Raw genomic sequence first — 16136 nt, forward strand, 5'->3', positions numbered from 1 at the left:
GAGATCCCGGAGAACGTGTACGCCGGGCTGAAGGCGTCGCCCGTCACCGATGTGCACATCTTTGGCCGCCGCGGCCCCGCCCAGGTGAAGTTCACGCCGCTGGAATTGCGGGAGCTGTCCCATTCACGCGACGTGGACATCGTGCTCTAYGASGASGACTTCGACTTTGACGAGGCCTCCGATGCCGCSATCAAGACCAACAACCAGGTCAAGACCATGGTCAACACGCTGACCAACTGGCTGGCCGAGGAGCACGATCCGACGCGGGTCCCGGCGTCCCGSCGCCTGCACCTGCACTTCCTGCACAMSCCGGTGGAAATCCTGGGCSAAAACGGGAAGGTCAGCGCCATCACCTTTGAGCGCAMYGAGCTGGACGGCACCGGCAACGCCCGCGGCACSGGCGAGCTGCTCACCTACCCGGTGCAGGCCGTCTACCGGACCGTGGGGTACTTTGGCTCGGCCCTGCCGGACGTGGAGTTTGACGCCCGGCGCGGCGTGATCCCCAACGAGGCCGGTCGGGTGCTGGACGGGGACGGCGCTCCCGTCCCCGGGCTGTACGCGACGGGCTGGATTAAGCGCGGCCCCGTCGGCCTGATCGGCAGCACCAAGGGCGACGCCCTGGAAACCATCGGCTGCCTGCTCGAGGACCGGATGAGCCTGCCCGTGGCGGWGCACCCTGGCGAAAACGAGATCGTTCAGCTGCTGGAATCGCGCGGCGTGATCTACACCACGTGGGAGGGCTGGAACAAGCTGGACGCCCATGAGCGCCACCTGGGTGCCACCTACGTGCCCGAGCCGGGCCTGGAGGTCGTGCGCGAACGCGTCAAGGTCGTCGACCGCGAACAAATGGTCAACATCTCCACCAAATAGGCCCGCCCCACCGGTGCCGGGACCACGCGGCAACAGGAAGCAGGCGCACGTGCCCCATTTCGACCTCGTCATCATCGGCACCGGGTCCGGCAATTCGATCCCCGGCCCCGAGTTTGGGCACTGGAGCATTGCCATCGTCGAGGACGGCCTCTTTGGCGGGACCTGCCTGAACGTCGGCTGCATCCCGACCAAGATGTTCGTGCACCCCGCCGAGCTCGCCGCGGCATCCCGGCACGGGCGCCCGCTCGGCGTCGAGCTGACCCTGGACGCCGTCGACTGGGCCGGGATTCGCGAGCGCATCTTCGGGCGCCTCGACGCCATCGAGGCCGCCGGGCGGGCCTACCGGGAGGGGCCCGAATGTCCCAACGTGACCGTGTTTGCCGGGCGGGGCGCCTTCACCGGGCCCAAGACGCTGCGCATTGCCAAGCACGACGGCGGGACCGTCCAGATCACCGGCGAGAAGTTTGTGCTGGCCGCCGGGTCGTGGGCAGTGGTTCCCGAGATCCCCGGGCTGGCCGACGGCGGCGTGCCGTTCCACACCTCGGACACCATCATGCGCCTGGAGGCGCTGCCGGAGCGCCTTGCCATCCTCGGCGGCGGGTACATCGCCGCGGAGTTCGCCCACGTGTTCTCCGCCTTCGGGGTGGACGTCACCCAGATTGCCCGCGGGCCGCGGCTGCTGCGCGCCCAGGACACGGACATCTCCGAACAGTTCACGAAGGAGGCATCCGCCCGGTACCGGGTCCTGCTGGAGACAACCGTGCGATCCGTGTCCCGGTCCGGCGCGGGGGTCCTCCTGGACGTGGCGACCCGTGAGGGGCCGCAGCGCATCGAAGCGGACGTGCTGCTGGTCGCCGCCGGGCGCCGGCCCAACGGCGAGCACCTGGATGCTGCGGCGGCGGGGATTGAGTTGGACGGCCGTGGCCGCGTGATCGTGGACGACTTCCAGCAGACCACCGCCGAGGGCATCTACGCCCTGGGGGACGTGTCCTCGCAGCACCAGCTCAAGCATGTGGCCAACCATGAGGCGCGTGTGGTCAAGCACAATCTGGCCCATCCCGGCACCCCGATCCGGGCGGACCACCGTTTCGTCCCGGCTGCGGTCTTCGCCGATCCGCAGATCGCGTCCGTGGGGATCACCGAACGGTATGCCCGCAAACACAACATTCCCTATCTGGTCGCCACCCAGGCCTATGCGGACATTGCCGCCGGCTGGGCCCGGGAGGACACGGGGCACTTTTTGAAGGTGCTGGCCGACCCGGCAACCGGACAGTTGCTGGGCGCCCACGCGATCGGACCCGAGGCGGCCACGGTCATCCAGCCGCTGATCCAGGCCATGTCCTTCGGACAGTCCGCCCATGAGGTGGCCCGCGGCCAGTACTGGATCCACCCGGCCCTCTCGGAGTTGGTGGAGAACGCGCTGCTCGGGCTGGGCGCGCCGCAGGACTGAGGTGGCTGCCGTGCCGGGGGCGCCAAGGGACGGGATTTGCATCTCACATAGTGAGAAGGGCTCGGTGTAACAAGATTTTTCTGCTAGTGCTTCGGTAAAGTCGTGGGGTTGAAAAAAACCGAAGATTAAGCGATTTCCATGAACTTGTTCCGAACTAAATCCATTGAGCACTCCATCTCCGACGCCGATGAGCCCGGCCGCACCCTGAAACGGACCCTGAGCACCTGGGACCTGATGATCATGGGCATTGCCGTGGCGGTCGGCGCCGGCATCTTTTCGGTTGGGGCCAAGGCGGCCGCAAGCTACGCCGGCCCGGCCGTCACCGTCTCCTTCGTGCTGGCCGCCGTCACCTGTGCGCTGGCCGTGATGTGCTACGCGGAATTCGCCACCGCGATCCCCGTCACCGGCAGCGCCTACGTATTCACCTACGCAACCATGGGCGAGCTCATGGCCTGGGTCATCGGTTGGAACCTCATCCTGGAACTCCTCATGGCCGCCTCGGTGATCGCCAAGTACTGGGGCGTCTACCTCAGCGACTTCCTTCAGGTGATGCACCTCGACATTCCCGCCAGTGTCTCCCTGTTCGGGCTGCCCGTGTATTGGGGGCCGCTGGTCGTGGTGGCCGCGTTCACCGTGATACTGGTCCTGGGCACCAAGCTCTCCGCCCGCATCAACAACGTGTTCACCATGATCAAGATCGGCATTGTGCTGTTCGTGATCGTGGTCGGGTTCTTCTATGTAAAGTCGGCCAACTTCGCCCCGTTCGTGCCGGCCTCCCAACCTGCCCCGGCCACCGACGCCTCCTGGGCCACGCAGCCGTTCCTGTCCTTCCTCACCGGCGCCACCCCGGCCATGTACGGTTTCACCGGCATCATTTCCGGCGCCGCCCTTGTCTTCTTCGCCTTCATCGGCTTCGACGTCGTCGCCACCAGCGCCGAAGAGGTGAAGAACCCGGCCAAGACCCTGCCGCGGGGCATCTTCGCCGGCCTGGCCGTAGTCACCGTCTTGTACATTCTGGTCACCCTGGTGGTCACCGGCATGGTGTCCTACAAGGACCTGGCCGCGGAGGCGGAGCCGTCGCTGGCCACGGCCTTCCACCTGGTCGGGGCGGACTGGGCCGTCGTGATCATCTCGCTCGGCTCGCTCATCGGCCTGACCACCGTCATCATGGTGCTGCTCATGGGCCTGGCCCGGGTCAGCATGGCCATGAGCCGCGACGGGATGCTGCCCCGGGCGCTCAGCCGCACCTCGGCGAAGCGGGGCACGCCCGCCCGCACGCAGATCCTGTGCGGCGGCGTCGTCGCCCTGCTGGCCGGGTTCACGCCCGTGGAACTCCTGAGCGAGATGATCAACATCGGCACGCTGAGCGCCTTCGTCATGGTCAGCATCGGCATCCTGGTGTTGCGCCGCAAGCGCCCGGACCTCAAGCCGTCGTTCAGGGTTCCGTTCGGCCCGGTGATCCCCGTCGTCTCGGCCCTGCTGTGCATCTACTTGATGTTCAACCTGGCCACCGTGACGTGGGTGTTCTTCGCCTGCTGGGTGGGGCTCGGGCTGATCATCTACTTCTCCTACGGACACTGGAATTCGCGCCTGGGCCGCAAGCAAGCGAGCGCTCTTGCGGAAAAGGTGCCGGTCGGGTTGAGCCGCTAGCGGCCAAACCGGCATCGCCGGGGCGCCGTTGTGGAAATCCGCTGGGGAATGAGCAACAGTGGATGTCTGCAACGGCGCCCTTTGCATGGTGAGGAGGTCAACATGCGCACGACCGTGACGGATATCGCGGACCTGGCCCCGGAGGCCGTCCTGCTGGCCGGGGCGGGCCGGGCCATCTTGCTGCAGCTGGCCAACCCCGCCGTGGGGCACGCCGTGGCCCGGCACTCCGGCTTTGCCGCGGACCCCCTGCCCCGGCTGCACCGGACGCTCAGCTACGCCTATGCGCTCACCAACGGCACCCCGGCCCAGCAGCGCCTGGTGAAAAGCCGTGTACAGCGGGCGCACCTGCCCGTCGAATCCGCCGGCTCCGTGCCCCCATATTCCGCCGCCGACCCGCAACTCCAGTTGTGGGTCGCCGCCACCCTGTACGAGACCACCATGCGCGTGCACGACGCCGTGTTCCCGGCCCTGCCCCCGGACGTTGCCGAGACGGTGTACCGCCAACATGCCGTGCTGGGCACCGCCCTGGGCATRCCCGCCGATCTGTGGCCCGCCAGCCGCCGCGACTTCGCCGCATATTGGGAGCGGCAGGTGGCGGCGCTGTCGGTTGACCCCACGATCCGCGGCGTGGCCCGGGAGTTGCTGGCCGCCCGGCAGGCGCCGCCCTGGATCAGGACACTCATGCCGCTGGCCCGCTTCATCACGGCGGGGCTGCTCCCCGCCGGCGTGCGGGAACAATACGGCCTCTCCTGGTCGCCCCGGAAGGAGAAGCTGCTCGCGGCAACCTTCCGGATGGCGGCGCTCCTGGTCCGGGTGACCCCGACGCGCATTCGCCACGCCCCCATGCGGCACTACATGAAGCGTCTGCGCTGACTTTCCCCATGTGCGGCATGCGCCGACTTCCCCATGCCGCAGGCGCCGGCCCTACGGCGCCGCGTACCGGATCACCCAGTCCACGAGCGGACGCAACTGTTCCCACCGGGCGGAAATCTCCTGCTGCGCCCCGGCCGTGGCCAGCCAGTCCGGCCGGCCCAGCACGACGGAGCCGCTGAGCGTCTTGTGCTTGAGCAGCTCCGCCCGGGGATGATCCTTCGCAAAGCCGCGCGGCACCGTCTTGAGCAACTCCCCGTCGACTGAGAAACCGGCCTCCGCCAAGGCGCGGACGATGGTGGCCAGCCCGGCCCCGCTGGTGGGCGCATCCACGGCCATGCGGAACCGGGCCAGCTGCGCGGGGGAGTGGGAGTGGTAGCCGCCGCCCACGAGCAGGCCGTCGGCGCTAACCTGAACGTAGAAGCCAACACCCTCGTAGTTGGACACAAAGGCGCCCTGGGCGGTCTTGTACGGGGACTTGTCCGGTGAAAACCGCACATCCCGGTACGGCCGGAAGATCTTGGCCGGGCCAAAGACCGGGGCCAGTTCCGCCAGGAGGCTTTCCAGCGGCAGCTTCACGACGGCGTCGTACTGATCCTTGTGGGCCAACCACCAGTCTCGGTTGTTGTTGTCCTCAAGTTCGGCATAAAACTCGATCGCTGCTGTTGGAATGCCGGCAAATGTCCTCATACTTTGGATAGTACGGAAACCGGGTGGGCAAGACCAGAGGGACCACCGACGCTGTGGACGGCGGCGGGCCGGGTGTGCCTGTGGAGGACGACTCGCCGAACAAGACTTTATTGGACTCAGTCCAAAAAGCATGAAAGGGTGGGGCACATGGTCGAACTACGGAATCCCGAGGACATGTTGCGGGCCGCTGCGCTGCGCGTGACCCGTCCGCGGGTTGCCGTGCTTGAGGCGGTCCGCGCCCATCCGCACGCTGACGCCGACACCGTCCTTGGGGCGGTTCGGACGCAGCTGGGCGCGGTGTCCCGGCAGGCCGTCTATGACGTGCTCGGGGCACTGACCGACGCCCATTTGGTGCACCGGATCGAGCCGGCGGGTTCGCCGGCCCGCTATGAGGCCCGCGTGGGCGACAACCACCATCACGCGATCTGCCGCTCGTGCGGGGACATCGCCGACGTCGACTGTGCCGTCGGCGCGGCGCCGTGCCTGCACGCCTCCGACAGCCACGGATTCACCATTGACGAGGCCGAGGTCATCTACTGGGGCACCTGCCCGAACTGCACCGACGCCAAGACCTAACACCCTGCAAAACCAAACAATCCCACTAGGAGCAAACAATAAACATGGCTAACGACAACACCTTGCCGCTGACCACCGTTGCCGGTGCGCCGGTTGCCAACAACCAAGACAGCCTGACCGCCGGCCCCCGCGGCCCCATGCTTCTGCAGGATGTTTGGTTCCTGGAAAAGATGGCCCACTTTGACCGCGAGGTCATCCCCGAGCGTCGCATGCACGCCAAGGGCTCGGGCGCGTTTGGCACGTTTACGGTCACCAACGACATCTCCCGCTACTCCAGCGCCAAGATCTTCTCCGARGTGGGCAAGCAGACGGAGATGTTCGCCCGCTTCTCCACCGTGGCCGGTGAGCGCGGCGCCGCCGACGCCGAACGTGACATCCGCGGCTTCGCCGTGAAGTTCTACACCGAGGAAGGCAACTGGGACCTGGTGGGCAACAACACCCCCGTGTTCTTCYTSCGCGACCCGCTGAAGTTCCCCGACCTGAACCACGCCGTCAAGCGCGACCCACGCACCAACCTGCGCAGCGCCGAGAACAACTGGGACTTCTGGACGAACCTGCCCGAGTCCCTGCACCAGGTCACGATCGTCATGTCCGACCGCGGCATCCCGGCGTCCTACCGCCACATGCACGGCTTCGGCTCACACACCTACAGCCTGATCAACGCCGAAGGCGAGCGTTTCTGGGTCAAGTTCCACCACGTCAACCAGCAGGGCATCAAGAACCTCACCGACGAGGAAGCCGGGGCCCTCGTGGGTGCCGACCGCGAATCGCACCAGCGCGACCTGTTCGACGCAATCGAGAACGGCGACTTCCCGAAGTGGAAGCTCATGGTCCAGATCATGCCCGAGGCCGACGCGGAGACCTACAAGTACCACCCGTTCGACCTGACCAAGGTCTGGTCCAAGAAGGACTACCCGCTGATCGAGGTGGGCGAATGGGAACTGAACCGCAACGCGGAGAACTACTTTGCCGACGTCGAGCAGGCCGCCTTCTCCCCGGCCCACGTGGTTCCCGGCATCAGCTTCTCCCCGGACCGCATGCTCCAGGGCCGCCTCTTCTCCTACGGCGACGCCCAGCGCTACCGCCTCGGCGTGAACCACCACCAGATCCCGGTGAACGCCCCGAAGAACCCCGTCAACTCCTACCACCGCGACGGTGCCATGCGCGTGGACGGGAACCAGGGCCGCACCCCCGGCATCGAGCCGAACTCCTACGGCCGCTGGGCCGAGCAGCCCGCCTACGCCGAGCCCGCCCACGCCGTTGGTGCGGTGGCCGACCGCTTCAACTACCGCCAGGACGATGCGAACTACTTCGAGCAGCCCGGCATCCTCTTCCGCGAAAAGATGACGCAGGAGCAGCGCCAGGTGCTCTTCGAGAACACCGCGCGCGCCATCGACGGGGCATCCCAGGCCACGATCGAGCGACACATCTACAACTGCACCCAGGCGGATCCCGCCTACGGTGAAGGTGTTCGCAAGGCGATCGAGGCCCTGCAGGCGTCCAAGGGCTAGGTTCCCATGACACTGCCCGGGACCGGCCCCCACGGCCGGTCCCGGGCAGTCTTGTCTCTCGCGGCCGACGCCGGCACGCCCGGTGTGGCAGACCCCGCCCCGCGAAGCAGACCCTGGCCCGCGAGGTAGTGGCTGGGCAACAGCGTTCTTGCGGCCAATGGTCTGTGTCGCGGCGCGGGGTCGTCTTCGCGAGCGGGGGCCCGTGTCGCGGCCGTCCCGCCGTGCCGGAGGGGCCTCAGGCCAGGAGGTGTTCGCGGCCAAACATGGCGGCGGCGGCGCGGGCGGAGGGCGTTCCGGCGTCGAGGTCGGCGCCGGCGGCCCGCAAGGCGGCCACCACGGCGTCCTCGCCCTTGAACAACGCCCCGGCGATGGGGGTTTGGTCCCGGTCATTGCGGATGTCGGGGTCGGCGCCACGCTTCAACAACATGCCGACCGTCTCGATCCGGCCGTTGTAGGCGGCGAGCATCACCAGCGTGTTGCCGCCGTCCCCCACCACGTTTGCGTCCAGTCCGTGGTCCAGGAATTCCGCCAGCTCCGCCGTGGCCCCGTCCCGGGCCAGGTCCATGGCCATCCGCACCAGTTGGGCGCGCTGATCATCGTTAAGAGTGGGTTCATTGCTCACGCCTCAAGCCTAGGCGATCGCGGCCCGCAGGTCCCGCCGTGGCCCGGACCCGCTCCCGGCCCACACTAGGATAAAGCCGTGCCCAGACTCCTTGCCGACATCACCCCGCTGCGGGAAAGCCCGGCATATCTGCGGCTGTGGGTGGGCAACGGGTTGTCCTCGATTGGCACGCAGCTGACCGTGGTGGCGGTCAGCCTGCAGGTGTACGACCTGACCGGCTCCACGCTGGCCGTGGGCATGCTGGGCCTGGTGGCCCTGATCCCGCTGGTGTTTTCCGGGCTGTACGGGGGCTCGATCGCCGATGCCCACGACCGCCGCACCGTGGCCCTGCTGTCCTCCACCGCCCTCTGGCTGGTGACGATCGCCATCGCGTTGCAGGCCTGGCTACAGCTGGAGGCCACCTGGATCCTGTACGCGCTGGTGGCCGTCCAGTCGGCGGCGGCCGGCGTGAACGGCTCAGCCCGCAGCGCGATCGTGCCCCGCCTGGTGCGCCTGGAGCTGCTGCCGGCCGCCAATGCCCTGAGCATGATCGTCATGGGCCTGGGAACCACCCTCGGCCCCTTGCTGGCCGGCATCCTGGTGGCCAACGTCGGGTACGGCTGGACGTATACGGTCGACGTGCTCACCTTCACGGCGTCGCTGTGGGCGCTGTTCAAGCTCCCGCCGCTGCCGCCCCTGCCCATCCACGGCGGAGACGGCACCATCCGGCGCGCCGGCCTCACATCGGTGCTGGAGGGGTTCCGGTTCCTTGGCAGCCGGCACAACGTGCGCATGACGTTCCTGGTGGACATGTGCGCCATGGTCTTTGCCCTGCCCCGCGCCCTCCTCCCGGCCATCGGTGCGGTCTGGCTGGGCGGCGGCGAGCAAACGGCGGGCCTCCTGCTGGCCGCCATTGCCGCCGGTTCCTTCCTGGCCGCGCTGTTGTCCGGTCCGCTGGGCCAGGTGCGCCGCCAGGGGCTGGCCGTCATTTGGTCCATCACGTTGTGGGGTGCGGCCATTGTGGCCCTGGGCGGCACCGTCCTGGCCGCCGGTCACCGGGACGACGCCGGGACCTCGCCCTGGCTTGTGGGTGCGGTGGCGGCGCTGGTCGTCGCGGGGGTGGCCGACTCCATCAGCTCCGTGTTCCGCTCCACCATTTTGCAGTCCGCCACCCCGGACCACCTCCGCGGACGGTTGCAGGGCATTTTCGTGGTGGTAGTGACCGGCGGACCCCGGCTGGGCGACGCCTTTGCCGGCACCGTGGGGCAGTGGCGCGGGGAGGGATGGGCGGCCGTCATCGGCGGTGCCCTCTGCATTGCGGCGGTCTGGGGGCTGGCCGCGTGGCAGCGCGGATTCGTGCGCTACGACGCCCGCCACCCGGAGCCTTGACCGGGAGCCCCGCCGGGAACATTGCCCCGGCCAAAATCGTTGACAACATAAGACGACTTAAGACAACAGGGACGGATGCAACGGGAGGACAATCGGTGCACAGGCATTTCAACGGGCTCAAGACCGCGGCCCTTTTCGGGGTGCTGTGGGCGGTACTGCTGGGCATCGGCGCGACCATCGCCGGCGGGACGGGCAGCTCCGCGCCGCTGTGGATCTTCGCGCTGATCGGCGTCGGCACCACGGCGTACGGCTACTGGAACAGTGACAAGATCGCCATCCGGTCCATGCAGGCCTACCCGGTCACGGAGGCCCAGGCGCCCGGGATCTACCGGATTGTCCGCGAGCTTTCCGTCAAGGCCAACCAGCCCATGCCGGCCATCTACCTCTCACCCACGCAGGCGCCCAACGCCTTCGCCACGGGCCGCAACCCGCAGAACGCGGCCGTGTGCTGCACCGAGGGCATCCTGGACCTGCTCGACGAGCGCGAACTGCGCGGCGTCCTGGGCCACGAACTCATGCACGTGTACAACCGCGACATCCTCTCCTCTTCGGTCGCCGCCGCGGTCGCCGGGGTCATCACCTCCGTGGCGCAGCTGATGCTGTTCTTCGGCGGGGGCGACCGCCGGAACGCCAACCCGATCGCCATGATCGCCATGGCGCTGCTGGCCCCGCTTGCGGCCTCCATGATCCAGCTGGCCATCAGCCGCACCCGCGAATACGACGCCGACGAAGACGGCGCCCGGCTCACCGACGATCCCCTGGCCCTGGCCTCCGCGCTACGCAAACTCGAACTCGGCGTCCAGCGCGCACCCCTGCCGGAGGACCAAAAACTGGTCAACACCAGCCACCTCATGATCGCCAACCCGTTCCGCAACGGCGGCGCCCGCAAGCTGTTCTCGACCCACCCGCCCATGGCCGATCGCATCGCCCGGCTGGAGAAGATGGCCGGCCGCCCGCTGCAATAAGCCCCTTCGTGAGGGCCCAACGCAGGTGAGGGCCCAACGCAGGGGACGGGCTAGGCGAAGGCGGCGAGGATCAGGGCGGCGTGTGTCAGCGACGCCCGGTCGGTGGTGGCGTGGACGGCCAGCCGGATCCGGTCCGGGCCGTGCAGGGTGGCCGTGAACCCGGCCAGGGCGAGGGCCGTGTGGGCCTCGGCGGCGTTGCCGTCGGGAAAACCGGCCACCACGATCCCGGCCCGCCGCGCAGGGTCCCGGGGCGAGCGGACGTGCACGCCGGCGTCGGCCAGGCGCTCAATCAGGAAAGCCGCGGAGTCCTCGACGCGGGCGGCAATCCGGGCAACTCCCGCCTCCTCAATGAGCTCCAGGGCCGTGGCGAAGGCGCCGGTGGCAAACGGGGACAGGTTGGAGACGTTGAACTTGAGGGCGTCCTGGCGGGGCGCGTGCTCGACGGCGTCGTAGCGTGTGGGGTTTACAACGCCGTTCCAGCCGCCCAGGGCGGGACGGATGCGCTCCAGCCCGGCCGCCGAGAACGCCATGGCACCGGCACCCCAGCCGCCGCGCACCCACTTTTGGCTGCCCGTCACCAGGGCGTCGGCCACGGACCAGTCGATGTCCGCCACGCCAAAACCCTGGATGCCATCCACCAGCAGCAACCGGTCCGGGCCCATGGCCTCGCGGATGCCGGCCAAATCGGCACGGTAGCCGGTGCGGAAGTCGACGGCGCTGACGGCAACCGCCGTCGTCTCCGGCCCCAGCGCCTCCCGCACCAGCTCCGCCGTGACATGCTGCCCGACCCCGCCCATGAGGCGCACGCGGGCGGCCCCGGCCTGCCCCGCACGCAGCCACGGGTAGACGTTGGCGGGAAATTCGCCCGCCCCGACCAAGACCTGGCCGCCGTCGAGTCCAAAGGCCAGCTGAAAGAGCCCGTAGGAGGCCGCCGGGATCAAGGCGACCCGGTCAAACGCAAATCYGCTCAGGCGGGAAAAGACCCGCCGGGCCCGCACATCCTCGGCGTGCAGGCGCTCGCTGGCCCCGACGCCGCCGCCCGCGGCCAGGGCCATCAAGGCCGAGGCCGTGGCCAGGACCCGGCCGGACGGCGGGCCGTAGCTGGCGAAGTTCAAATAACCGGGCTGCTCGCCAAACGCCGAAAGATAGTCCGGCGGAAGCACTGACGATGACTGCATGGCGGGGCGTCCTTTGCGTGGAGGGAGCGGCCGTCTGCCAGGTTCCGGCCACGCACCAAACGTTAGCGCACCCGCCGGGTTGCGCAAGCGCGGTACTGACCCGGCCGGCCGGTGGCCGGGATCGTTCCTTTCGCACCGGGCAGTAGGACAGAATGGAGGCATGCGACTGATTTTGATTCGGCACGGCCAGACGCCCAACAACATCCTGAACCTGCTGGACACCGCCGTCCCCGGGGCGGCCCTGACCCCGCTGGGCCACCGGCAGGCGGCCGCGGTGGCGGGCGATCTCCGGGACGAGGAAATCAACGCCCTCTACGTCTCCAACCTGACCCGCACGGCGCTCACCGCGGCGCCGCTGGCGGCGCAGCGACAACTGGCCCCCCGAGTGCGGGAGGGGCTGCGCGAGATCAGCGCCGGCGACCTCGAGCTCAGGGGAGACCGAGACTCCCTCAAGGCCTACCTGGGCACGGTGAGGTCCTGGCTGTCCGGCGACCTGGCCGTCCGCATGCCCGGCGCCGACACCGGCCACGACGTCCTGGCGCGCTTTGACGCGGTGGTGCGGGAGGCGGCGGAGGCGGCCGACGGCGGGGCGGTCGCCATGGTCAGCCACGGTGCCATGATCCGGTTCTGGGCCGGCTACCGCGCCACCAACCTGGACTGGACCGACGTCAAATACCATGAGCTCTCCAACACGGGCATCGTCTCGCTGGAAGGCACGCCCGGAAAAGTTTCCGGCCGCGGCGGCTGGAAGATCACCCAATGGCGCGGCACCCCGGCCGGCGGGTTGACCGGCACGGACTTTGACGGGCCGACGGCGGACCTCGCCGCGAGTGAAATCGTCACCGGCCATGACCAGGGGTAAGCCCGGGACCCCCCGCCCGGGAGGCGGGTCCGGCCAGGCGGGCGCGGCCACCGGTCCTGCGGGCGCGGGCCATGCCCCCCACTCTTCGGCACTTGCGGTGCAGGCGCCGTTCAGCACCGTGAACCTGTGGCGGCTGAAGAAGCTCAGCTGGGTGTGGCTGGCCACCGCCGCCGTGTGCATCACGTTGCTGGCGGTGGGCGCCCCGCTCAACATGACCCTGTACCGGATGGTGCTCCCGTTTGGCCTGGGCATGGCGATCTTGCATTCGGCGTCGCTGGGGCTGACCGCGGCCCGGCCCGCGGCGGGCGTGCTGGTCTCCCTGGTGCCGATGGTGATCATGCCCCTGGTCTCGGATCCGCACGGCGCCGTGCCCATGCCGTTCAGCGTGGTGGCGATGGTGACCCAGGTGCTGGTCATCTGCGTGGCCGGGCTGCGCAGCCACTGGATGCTGGCGGCCGGCGCCTGGCTGGCCAGCGTTGGCGTGGGGGTCAGCTCCAACTACCTGTCCCTGCCGGGCGGACAGTCCGAGGGCGCCCAGATCAACGTGGTCATCTTCGCCGCGGTTTCCGGCGGGCTGATGGTCTCCGCCGTCGTGGCCCAGCAATGGCAGCACCTGCGGGCGGAACTTGCCGCGGAGCGCACCCTCAGTGCCGAGGAACAATCCCGGCGCCGGCTGGCCGAGGAGCGCACCCGGATCGCCCGCGAGCTGCACGACGTCGTGGCGCACGGCATGTCCGTGGTGGTGGTCCAGGCCACCACCGCCACGTACCGGCACCCGGGTCTGACGGAGGATCTGAAGCGGGAGTTTGAGGACATCGCGGACAACTCGCGCCGCGCGATGGCCGAGATGCGCAGCATGCTCGGCTCGCTGCGCAACGCCGAGGCCGGGCGCGAGATGGGTCCCCAGCCCGGGCTGGGCGACCTGCCCGGGCTGGTCGCCTCCGCGCGCACCGCCGGGGTGGCCGTCGCCGAGCCCGACCTGTCCGGCGTCGAGGTGGGCAGCGTGGGCGAGGTCATTGCGCTCACGGCCTACCGCATCGTGCAGGAGGCGCTGAGCAACGTCATCCGCCACGCCCCGGGCGCCACGGTGCATATTTCCCTGGCGACAACCCAGGACCGGCTGAAGGTGACGGTGGTCAATTCGCCCTCCGCCCTTGGCTCGGTCATGGCCCAGCTGGACCGCGGCTCCCACGTGGGGCAGGGGTTGATCGGCATGCGGGAGCGGGCGACGATCGTCGGAGGCGCGGTCACCGCCGTGCCGACGCCCGGCGGCGGCTTCTCCGTCGTGGCGACCCTGCCGCTGATCAGCATCAACAAGGCCCGGACCGGAAAGATCGCAACGTGAGCATTCGAGTATTGGTGGTGGACGACCAGGCCATGGTTCGGGAGGGATTCGCCGCGCTCCTGGGCGCCCAGGCGGACATCGAGGTGGTGGGCCAGGCCGAGGACGGGGCCGCGGCCGTGGAACTGGCCGCCGAGCACCACCCCGACGTGGTGCTCATGGATGTCCGCATGCCCGTCATGGACGGGCTGGAGGCGGCCCGGCGGATCCTGGCCCGGAGCGGCGACGACGCCCCCGTCCATGTGCTGATGCTGACCACCTTTGACGTGGACGACTACGTGTACGACGCCCTCCGGCTCGGTGCCAGCGGCTTCCTGCTCAAGGACGCGCTCGCCGAGGACCTCGTGGCGGCCGTGCGCATCGTGGCCGCGGGCGACGCCCTGCTGGCGCCGTCGGTGACCAGGCGGCTCATTGAGCAATTTGCCCAATCCGGCTCCCGCCCGGCACCGTCCCGCGAACGGTTGTGCGGGCTGACCGAACGCGAACTGGAGGTCATGACGCTCATTGGGCGCGGGTTCTCCAACCAGGAGATCGCGGCCGCGCTCTTCATCGCCCAACAAACCGTCAAGACCCATGTGAGCAAGATCCTGGGCAAGCTGGAACTGCGGGACCGCGTTCAGGCCGTGGTGCTCGCCTACGACACCGGACTGGTCGAGCCCGGCGGCTGATCGGCCGGCGGCTGGGTGATCTTGAACATCGCCCCGGTGGGGTCCGTCAGTCCGGCAATCCGGCCAAAGGGACTGTCCTCCGCGGGCCGGACCACCGTGGCACCCAGGGCGAGCGCGGTCGCGACGGAGGCATCGACGTCGTCCACCTGGAAGTACACCTGCCAGTTGGAGGGGACCTGCTCGGGAAGATCGTTGCTGGCGTCCAGGATGCCGGCCTTGGCCGCGTCACCCGCGCCCAGGGTCACGTACCGGAACTGGGGGGTGTCGCCAAGAACGCTGGTTTCCCAGCCAAACACGTCCTGGTAAAACTTCACGGCCGCCGGATAGTTCTTGCTCCAGAGCTCGTGCCAGACGGCCGCGCCGGTTTTGGCGTGGGCCTGGAAGCCGGTGTGGCCGCCGAATTCCCACACGCCCACGGCCGCGCCGCCCGGATCGCCCAGCATGGCCATCTTGCCTTGTTCGGGCACGTCCATCGGGGCCATGTAGGTCACGCCGCCGGCCGCGGTGGCCGCGGCGACGGTGGCCGCGATGTCATTCACGCGCAGGTAGGTCGTCCACATGTCCGGGTAGCCGCCGTCGTCCTGGTTGCTTTGCATCAGCCCGGCCACGGTCTTGCCGTCCTTGGACGCCACGATGTAGCCGCCGTACGTTTCCTCGTCCCCGACTTCGTACGTCCACCCGAAAAGCGCCGCGTAAAACGCCCGGGCCCGGGTGGTATCGGAGGTCATGAGGTCCACCCAACAGGGGGCTCCGGCCGGAATGTCTATGGTGCTCATGGGAACTCCTGCGCAAGTGACGGAATGGGAATAGTGCAGAGCCTATGCGCTGCGCCATGGCCGGACAAGGGTGCAGGGGCGCCCGCCGGCTGGGAGTTCACCGGGTGTTTGTTCGCGGCTAGCGCAGGTTCACGAACTGCAGGTCGGCCTCGTCAAACTTGCGCAGCAGCGCCATGACCTCCTGGAGGTCGTCGCGGCTCTTGGAGCTCACGCGCAGTTCATCGCCCTGGATGGTGGACTTGACGCCCTTGGGCCCCTCCTCGCGGATCAGCTTGTTGATCTTTTTCGCCACGTCCTGGGCGATGCCTTCGACGATCCCCGCTTCCAGCCGGTACTCCTTGCCGGACGCGTACGGCTCCCCGGCATCGAGCGACTTCAGCGAAATGCCGCGCTTGATCAATTTGGATTCAAAGACGTCCATGACGGCCTTGACGCGCTCCTCCGAGTTGGCCTTCAACAGGATCTTCTCCCCGCTGAAGTCGATCTCCGCGCCGACGCCCTTGAAATCGTAGCGCTGGGCGACTTCCTTTTGGGCCTGGTGCAGCGCATTGGCGACCTCTTGCTTGTCGACCTTGCTCACGACGTCGAACGTTGACTCACTGGCCATGGTTCCTCCACTTGCTCGCGGTTTTGACTACCTAGATTTGCCTTCTAGCCTAGCTGGCCCGGCCGCCGGCGCCCCGGTCCGTGCGGCCGCGCGCCGTTCACAGTTCGCTCCAAGCGGACGTTCGGCGGGAG

General features: G+C 68.5%; 15 protein-coding genes and 1 pseudogene. 11 read left to right on the forward strand and 5 right to left on the reverse strand.

Features of this window, described 5'->3' with window-relative positions; all coding sequences use genetic code 11:
* The 4 genes and pseudogenes from AB4Y80_RS03125 to AB4Y80_RS03140 all read left to right on the forward strand — a co-directional run.
* A pseudogene (locus tag AB4Y80_RS03125) lies at nucleotides 1-870 on the forward strand (pyridine nucleotide-disulfide oxidoreductase); the annotation flags it as partial.
* Nucleotides 871-919: 49 nt separating this feature from the next.
* A complete protein-coding gene (locus AB4Y80_RS03130) occupies nucleotides 920-2320 on the forward strand; it encodes a mycothione reductase (protein WP_442211873.1) in 1401 nt (466 codons plus the stop codon).
* Between the two features lie 138 nt (nucleotides 2321-2458).
* A complete protein-coding gene (locus AB4Y80_RS03135) occupies nucleotides 2459-3970 on the forward strand; it encodes an amino acid permease (RefSeq protein WP_442211874.1) in 1512 nt (503 codons plus the stop codon).
* Between the two features lie 102 nt (nucleotides 3971-4072).
* Nucleotides 4073-4843, forward strand: a complete 771-nt coding sequence (locus tag AB4Y80_RS03140; protein ID WP_442211875.1) for an oxygenase MpaB family protein — start codon at nucleotides 4073-4075, stop codon at nucleotides 4841-4843.
* A 51-nt stretch (nucleotides 4844-4894) separates the two neighbouring features.
* Here the strand turns inward: AB4Y80_RS03140 and AB4Y80_RS03145 are convergent, their stop codons facing one another.
* A complete protein-coding gene (locus AB4Y80_RS03145) occupies nucleotides 4895-5530 on the reverse strand; it encodes a DUF2461 domain-containing protein (RefSeq protein WP_442211876.1) in 636 nt (211 codons plus the stop codon).
* A gap of 147 nt (nucleotides 5531-5677) precedes the next feature.
* Here AB4Y80_RS03145 and AB4Y80_RS03150 point away from each other — a divergent pair, with 147 nt between their 5' ends.
* Nucleotides 5678-6106 (forward strand): Fur family transcriptional regulator, encoded by a 429-nt coding sequence (locus AB4Y80_RS03150; RefSeq protein ID WP_442211877.1) that lies wholly within the window; start codon nucleotides 5678-5680, stop codon nucleotides 6104-6106.
* Nucleotides 6107-6150: 44 nt separating this feature from the next.
* Nucleotides 6151-7617: a catalase gene (locus AB4Y80_RS03155; protein WP_442211878.1), complete on the forward strand. Its 1467-nt coding sequence runs from the start codon at nucleotides 6151-6153 to the stop codon at nucleotides 7615-7617.
* A 235-nt stretch (nucleotides 7618-7852) separates the two neighbouring features.
* Here AB4Y80_RS03155 and AB4Y80_RS03160 read toward each other — a convergent pair whose 3' ends face one another.
* Nucleotides 7853-8239, reverse strand: coding sequence for an ankyrin repeat domain-containing protein (locus AB4Y80_RS03160; protein WP_442211879.1), 387 nt, complete (start codon nucleotides 8237-8239; stop codon nucleotides 7853-7855).
* A 78-nt stretch (nucleotides 8240-8317) separates the two neighbouring features.
* Between AB4Y80_RS03160 and AB4Y80_RS03165 the strand changes: the two genes are divergently transcribed.
* Nucleotides 8318-9607 carry an MFS transporter gene (locus tag AB4Y80_RS03165; RefSeq protein ID WP_442211880.1) on the forward strand — a complete coding sequence of 430 codons (1290 nt, stop codon included), beginning with the start codon at nucleotides 8318-8320 and terminating at the stop codon, nucleotides 9605-9607.
* 95 nt (nucleotides 9608-9702) lie between these two features.
* Nucleotides 9703-10572 (forward strand): zinc metalloprotease HtpX, encoded by an 870-nt coding sequence (htpX, locus tag AB4Y80_RS03170; protein WP_442211881.1) that lies wholly within the window; start codon nucleotides 9703-9705, stop codon nucleotides 10570-10572.
* Nucleotides 10573-10622: 50 nt separating this feature from the next.
* Here the strand turns inward: htpX and AB4Y80_RS03175 are convergent, their stop codons facing one another.
* Nucleotides 10623-11750 (reverse strand): aminotransferase class V-fold PLP-dependent enzyme, encoded by a 1128-nt coding sequence (locus AB4Y80_RS03175; RefSeq protein WP_442211882.1) that lies wholly within the window; start codon nucleotides 11748-11750, stop codon nucleotides 10623-10625.
* A 160-nt stretch (nucleotides 11751-11910) separates the two neighbouring features.
* Here AB4Y80_RS03175 and AB4Y80_RS03180 point away from each other — a divergent pair, with 160 nt between their 5' ends.
* From AB4Y80_RS03180 to AB4Y80_RS03190, 3 genes are read left to right on the forward strand one after another with little or no spacing between them, the layout of a single operon-like run.
* Nucleotides 11911-12612 carry a histidine phosphatase family protein gene (locus tag AB4Y80_RS03180; RefSeq protein ID WP_442211883.1) on the forward strand — a complete coding sequence of 234 codons (702 nt, stop codon included), beginning with the start codon at nucleotides 11911-11913 and terminating at the stop codon, nucleotides 12610-12612.
* Complete coding sequence (locus tag AB4Y80_RS03185) at nucleotides 12599-13957, forward strand: sensor histidine kinase (RefSeq protein ID WP_442211884.1); 1359 nt, start codon at nucleotides 12599-12601, stop codon at nucleotides 13955-13957. Before AB4Y80_RS03180 ends, AB4Y80_RS03185 begins: the two co-directional genes overlap by 14 nt.
* On the forward strand, nucleotides 13954-14622 hold the full coding sequence (locus tag AB4Y80_RS03190; protein WP_442211885.1) for a response regulator: 669 nt from the start codon (nucleotides 13954-13956) through the stop codon (nucleotides 14620-14622). The genes AB4Y80_RS03185 and AB4Y80_RS03190 overlap by 4 nt, the downstream gene beginning before the upstream one ends.
* Here the strand turns inward: AB4Y80_RS03190 and AB4Y80_RS03195 are convergent.
* Together AB4Y80_RS03195 and AB4Y80_RS03200 are read right to left on the reverse strand one after the other, a co-directional pair.
* Nucleotides 14589-15398, reverse strand: a complete 810-nt coding sequence (locus AB4Y80_RS03195) for a VOC family protein (protein WP_442211886.1) — start codon at nucleotides 15396-15398, stop codon at nucleotides 14589-14591. The genes AB4Y80_RS03190 and AB4Y80_RS03195 overlap by 34 nt on opposite strands.
* Before the next feature lie 118 nt (nucleotides 15399-15516).
* Nucleotides 15517-16005 carry a YajQ family cyclic di-GMP-binding protein gene (locus AB4Y80_RS03200; protein WP_442211887.1) on the reverse strand — a complete coding sequence of 163 codons (489 nt, stop codon included), beginning with the start codon at nucleotides 16003-16005 and terminating at the stop codon, nucleotides 15517-15519.
* Nucleotides 16006-16136 lie beyond the last annotated feature (131 nt).

Origin of the sequence: Specibacter sp. RAF43, assembly GCF_052114065.1 — a bacterium.
Taxonomy (GTDB): Bacteria; Actinomycetota; Actinomycetes; order Actinomycetales; family Micrococcaceae; genus Specibacter.

Coding starts and splice junctions, on each gene's coding strand:
- AB4Y80_RS03135 (WP_442211874.1), top strand. CDS start 2,459: ATGAACTTGTTCCGAACTAAATCCATTGAGCACTCCATCTCCGACGCC.
- AB4Y80_RS03145 (WP_442211876.1), bottom strand. CDS start 5,530: ATGAGGACATTTGCCGGCATTCCAACAGCAGCGATCGAGTTTTATGCC.
- AB4Y80_RS03150 (WP_442211877.1), top strand. CDS start 5,678: ATGGTCGAACTACGGAATCCCGAGGACATGTTGCGGGCCGCTGCGCTG.
- AB4Y80_RS03180 (WP_442211883.1), top strand. CDS start 11,911: ATGCGACTGATTTTGATTCGGCACGGCCAGACGCCCAACAACATCCTG.
- AB4Y80_RS03185 (WP_442211884.1), top strand. CDS start 12,599: ATGACCAGGGGTAAGCCCGGGACCCCCCGCCCGGGAGGCGGGTCCGGC.
- AB4Y80_RS03195 (WP_442211886.1), bottom strand. CDS start 15,398: ATGAGCACCATAGACATTCCGGCCGGAGCCCCCTGTTGGGTGGACCTC.
- AB4Y80_RS03200 (WP_442211887.1), bottom strand. CDS start 16,005: ATGGCCAGTGAGTCAACGTTCGACGTCGTGAGCAAGGTCGACAAGCAA.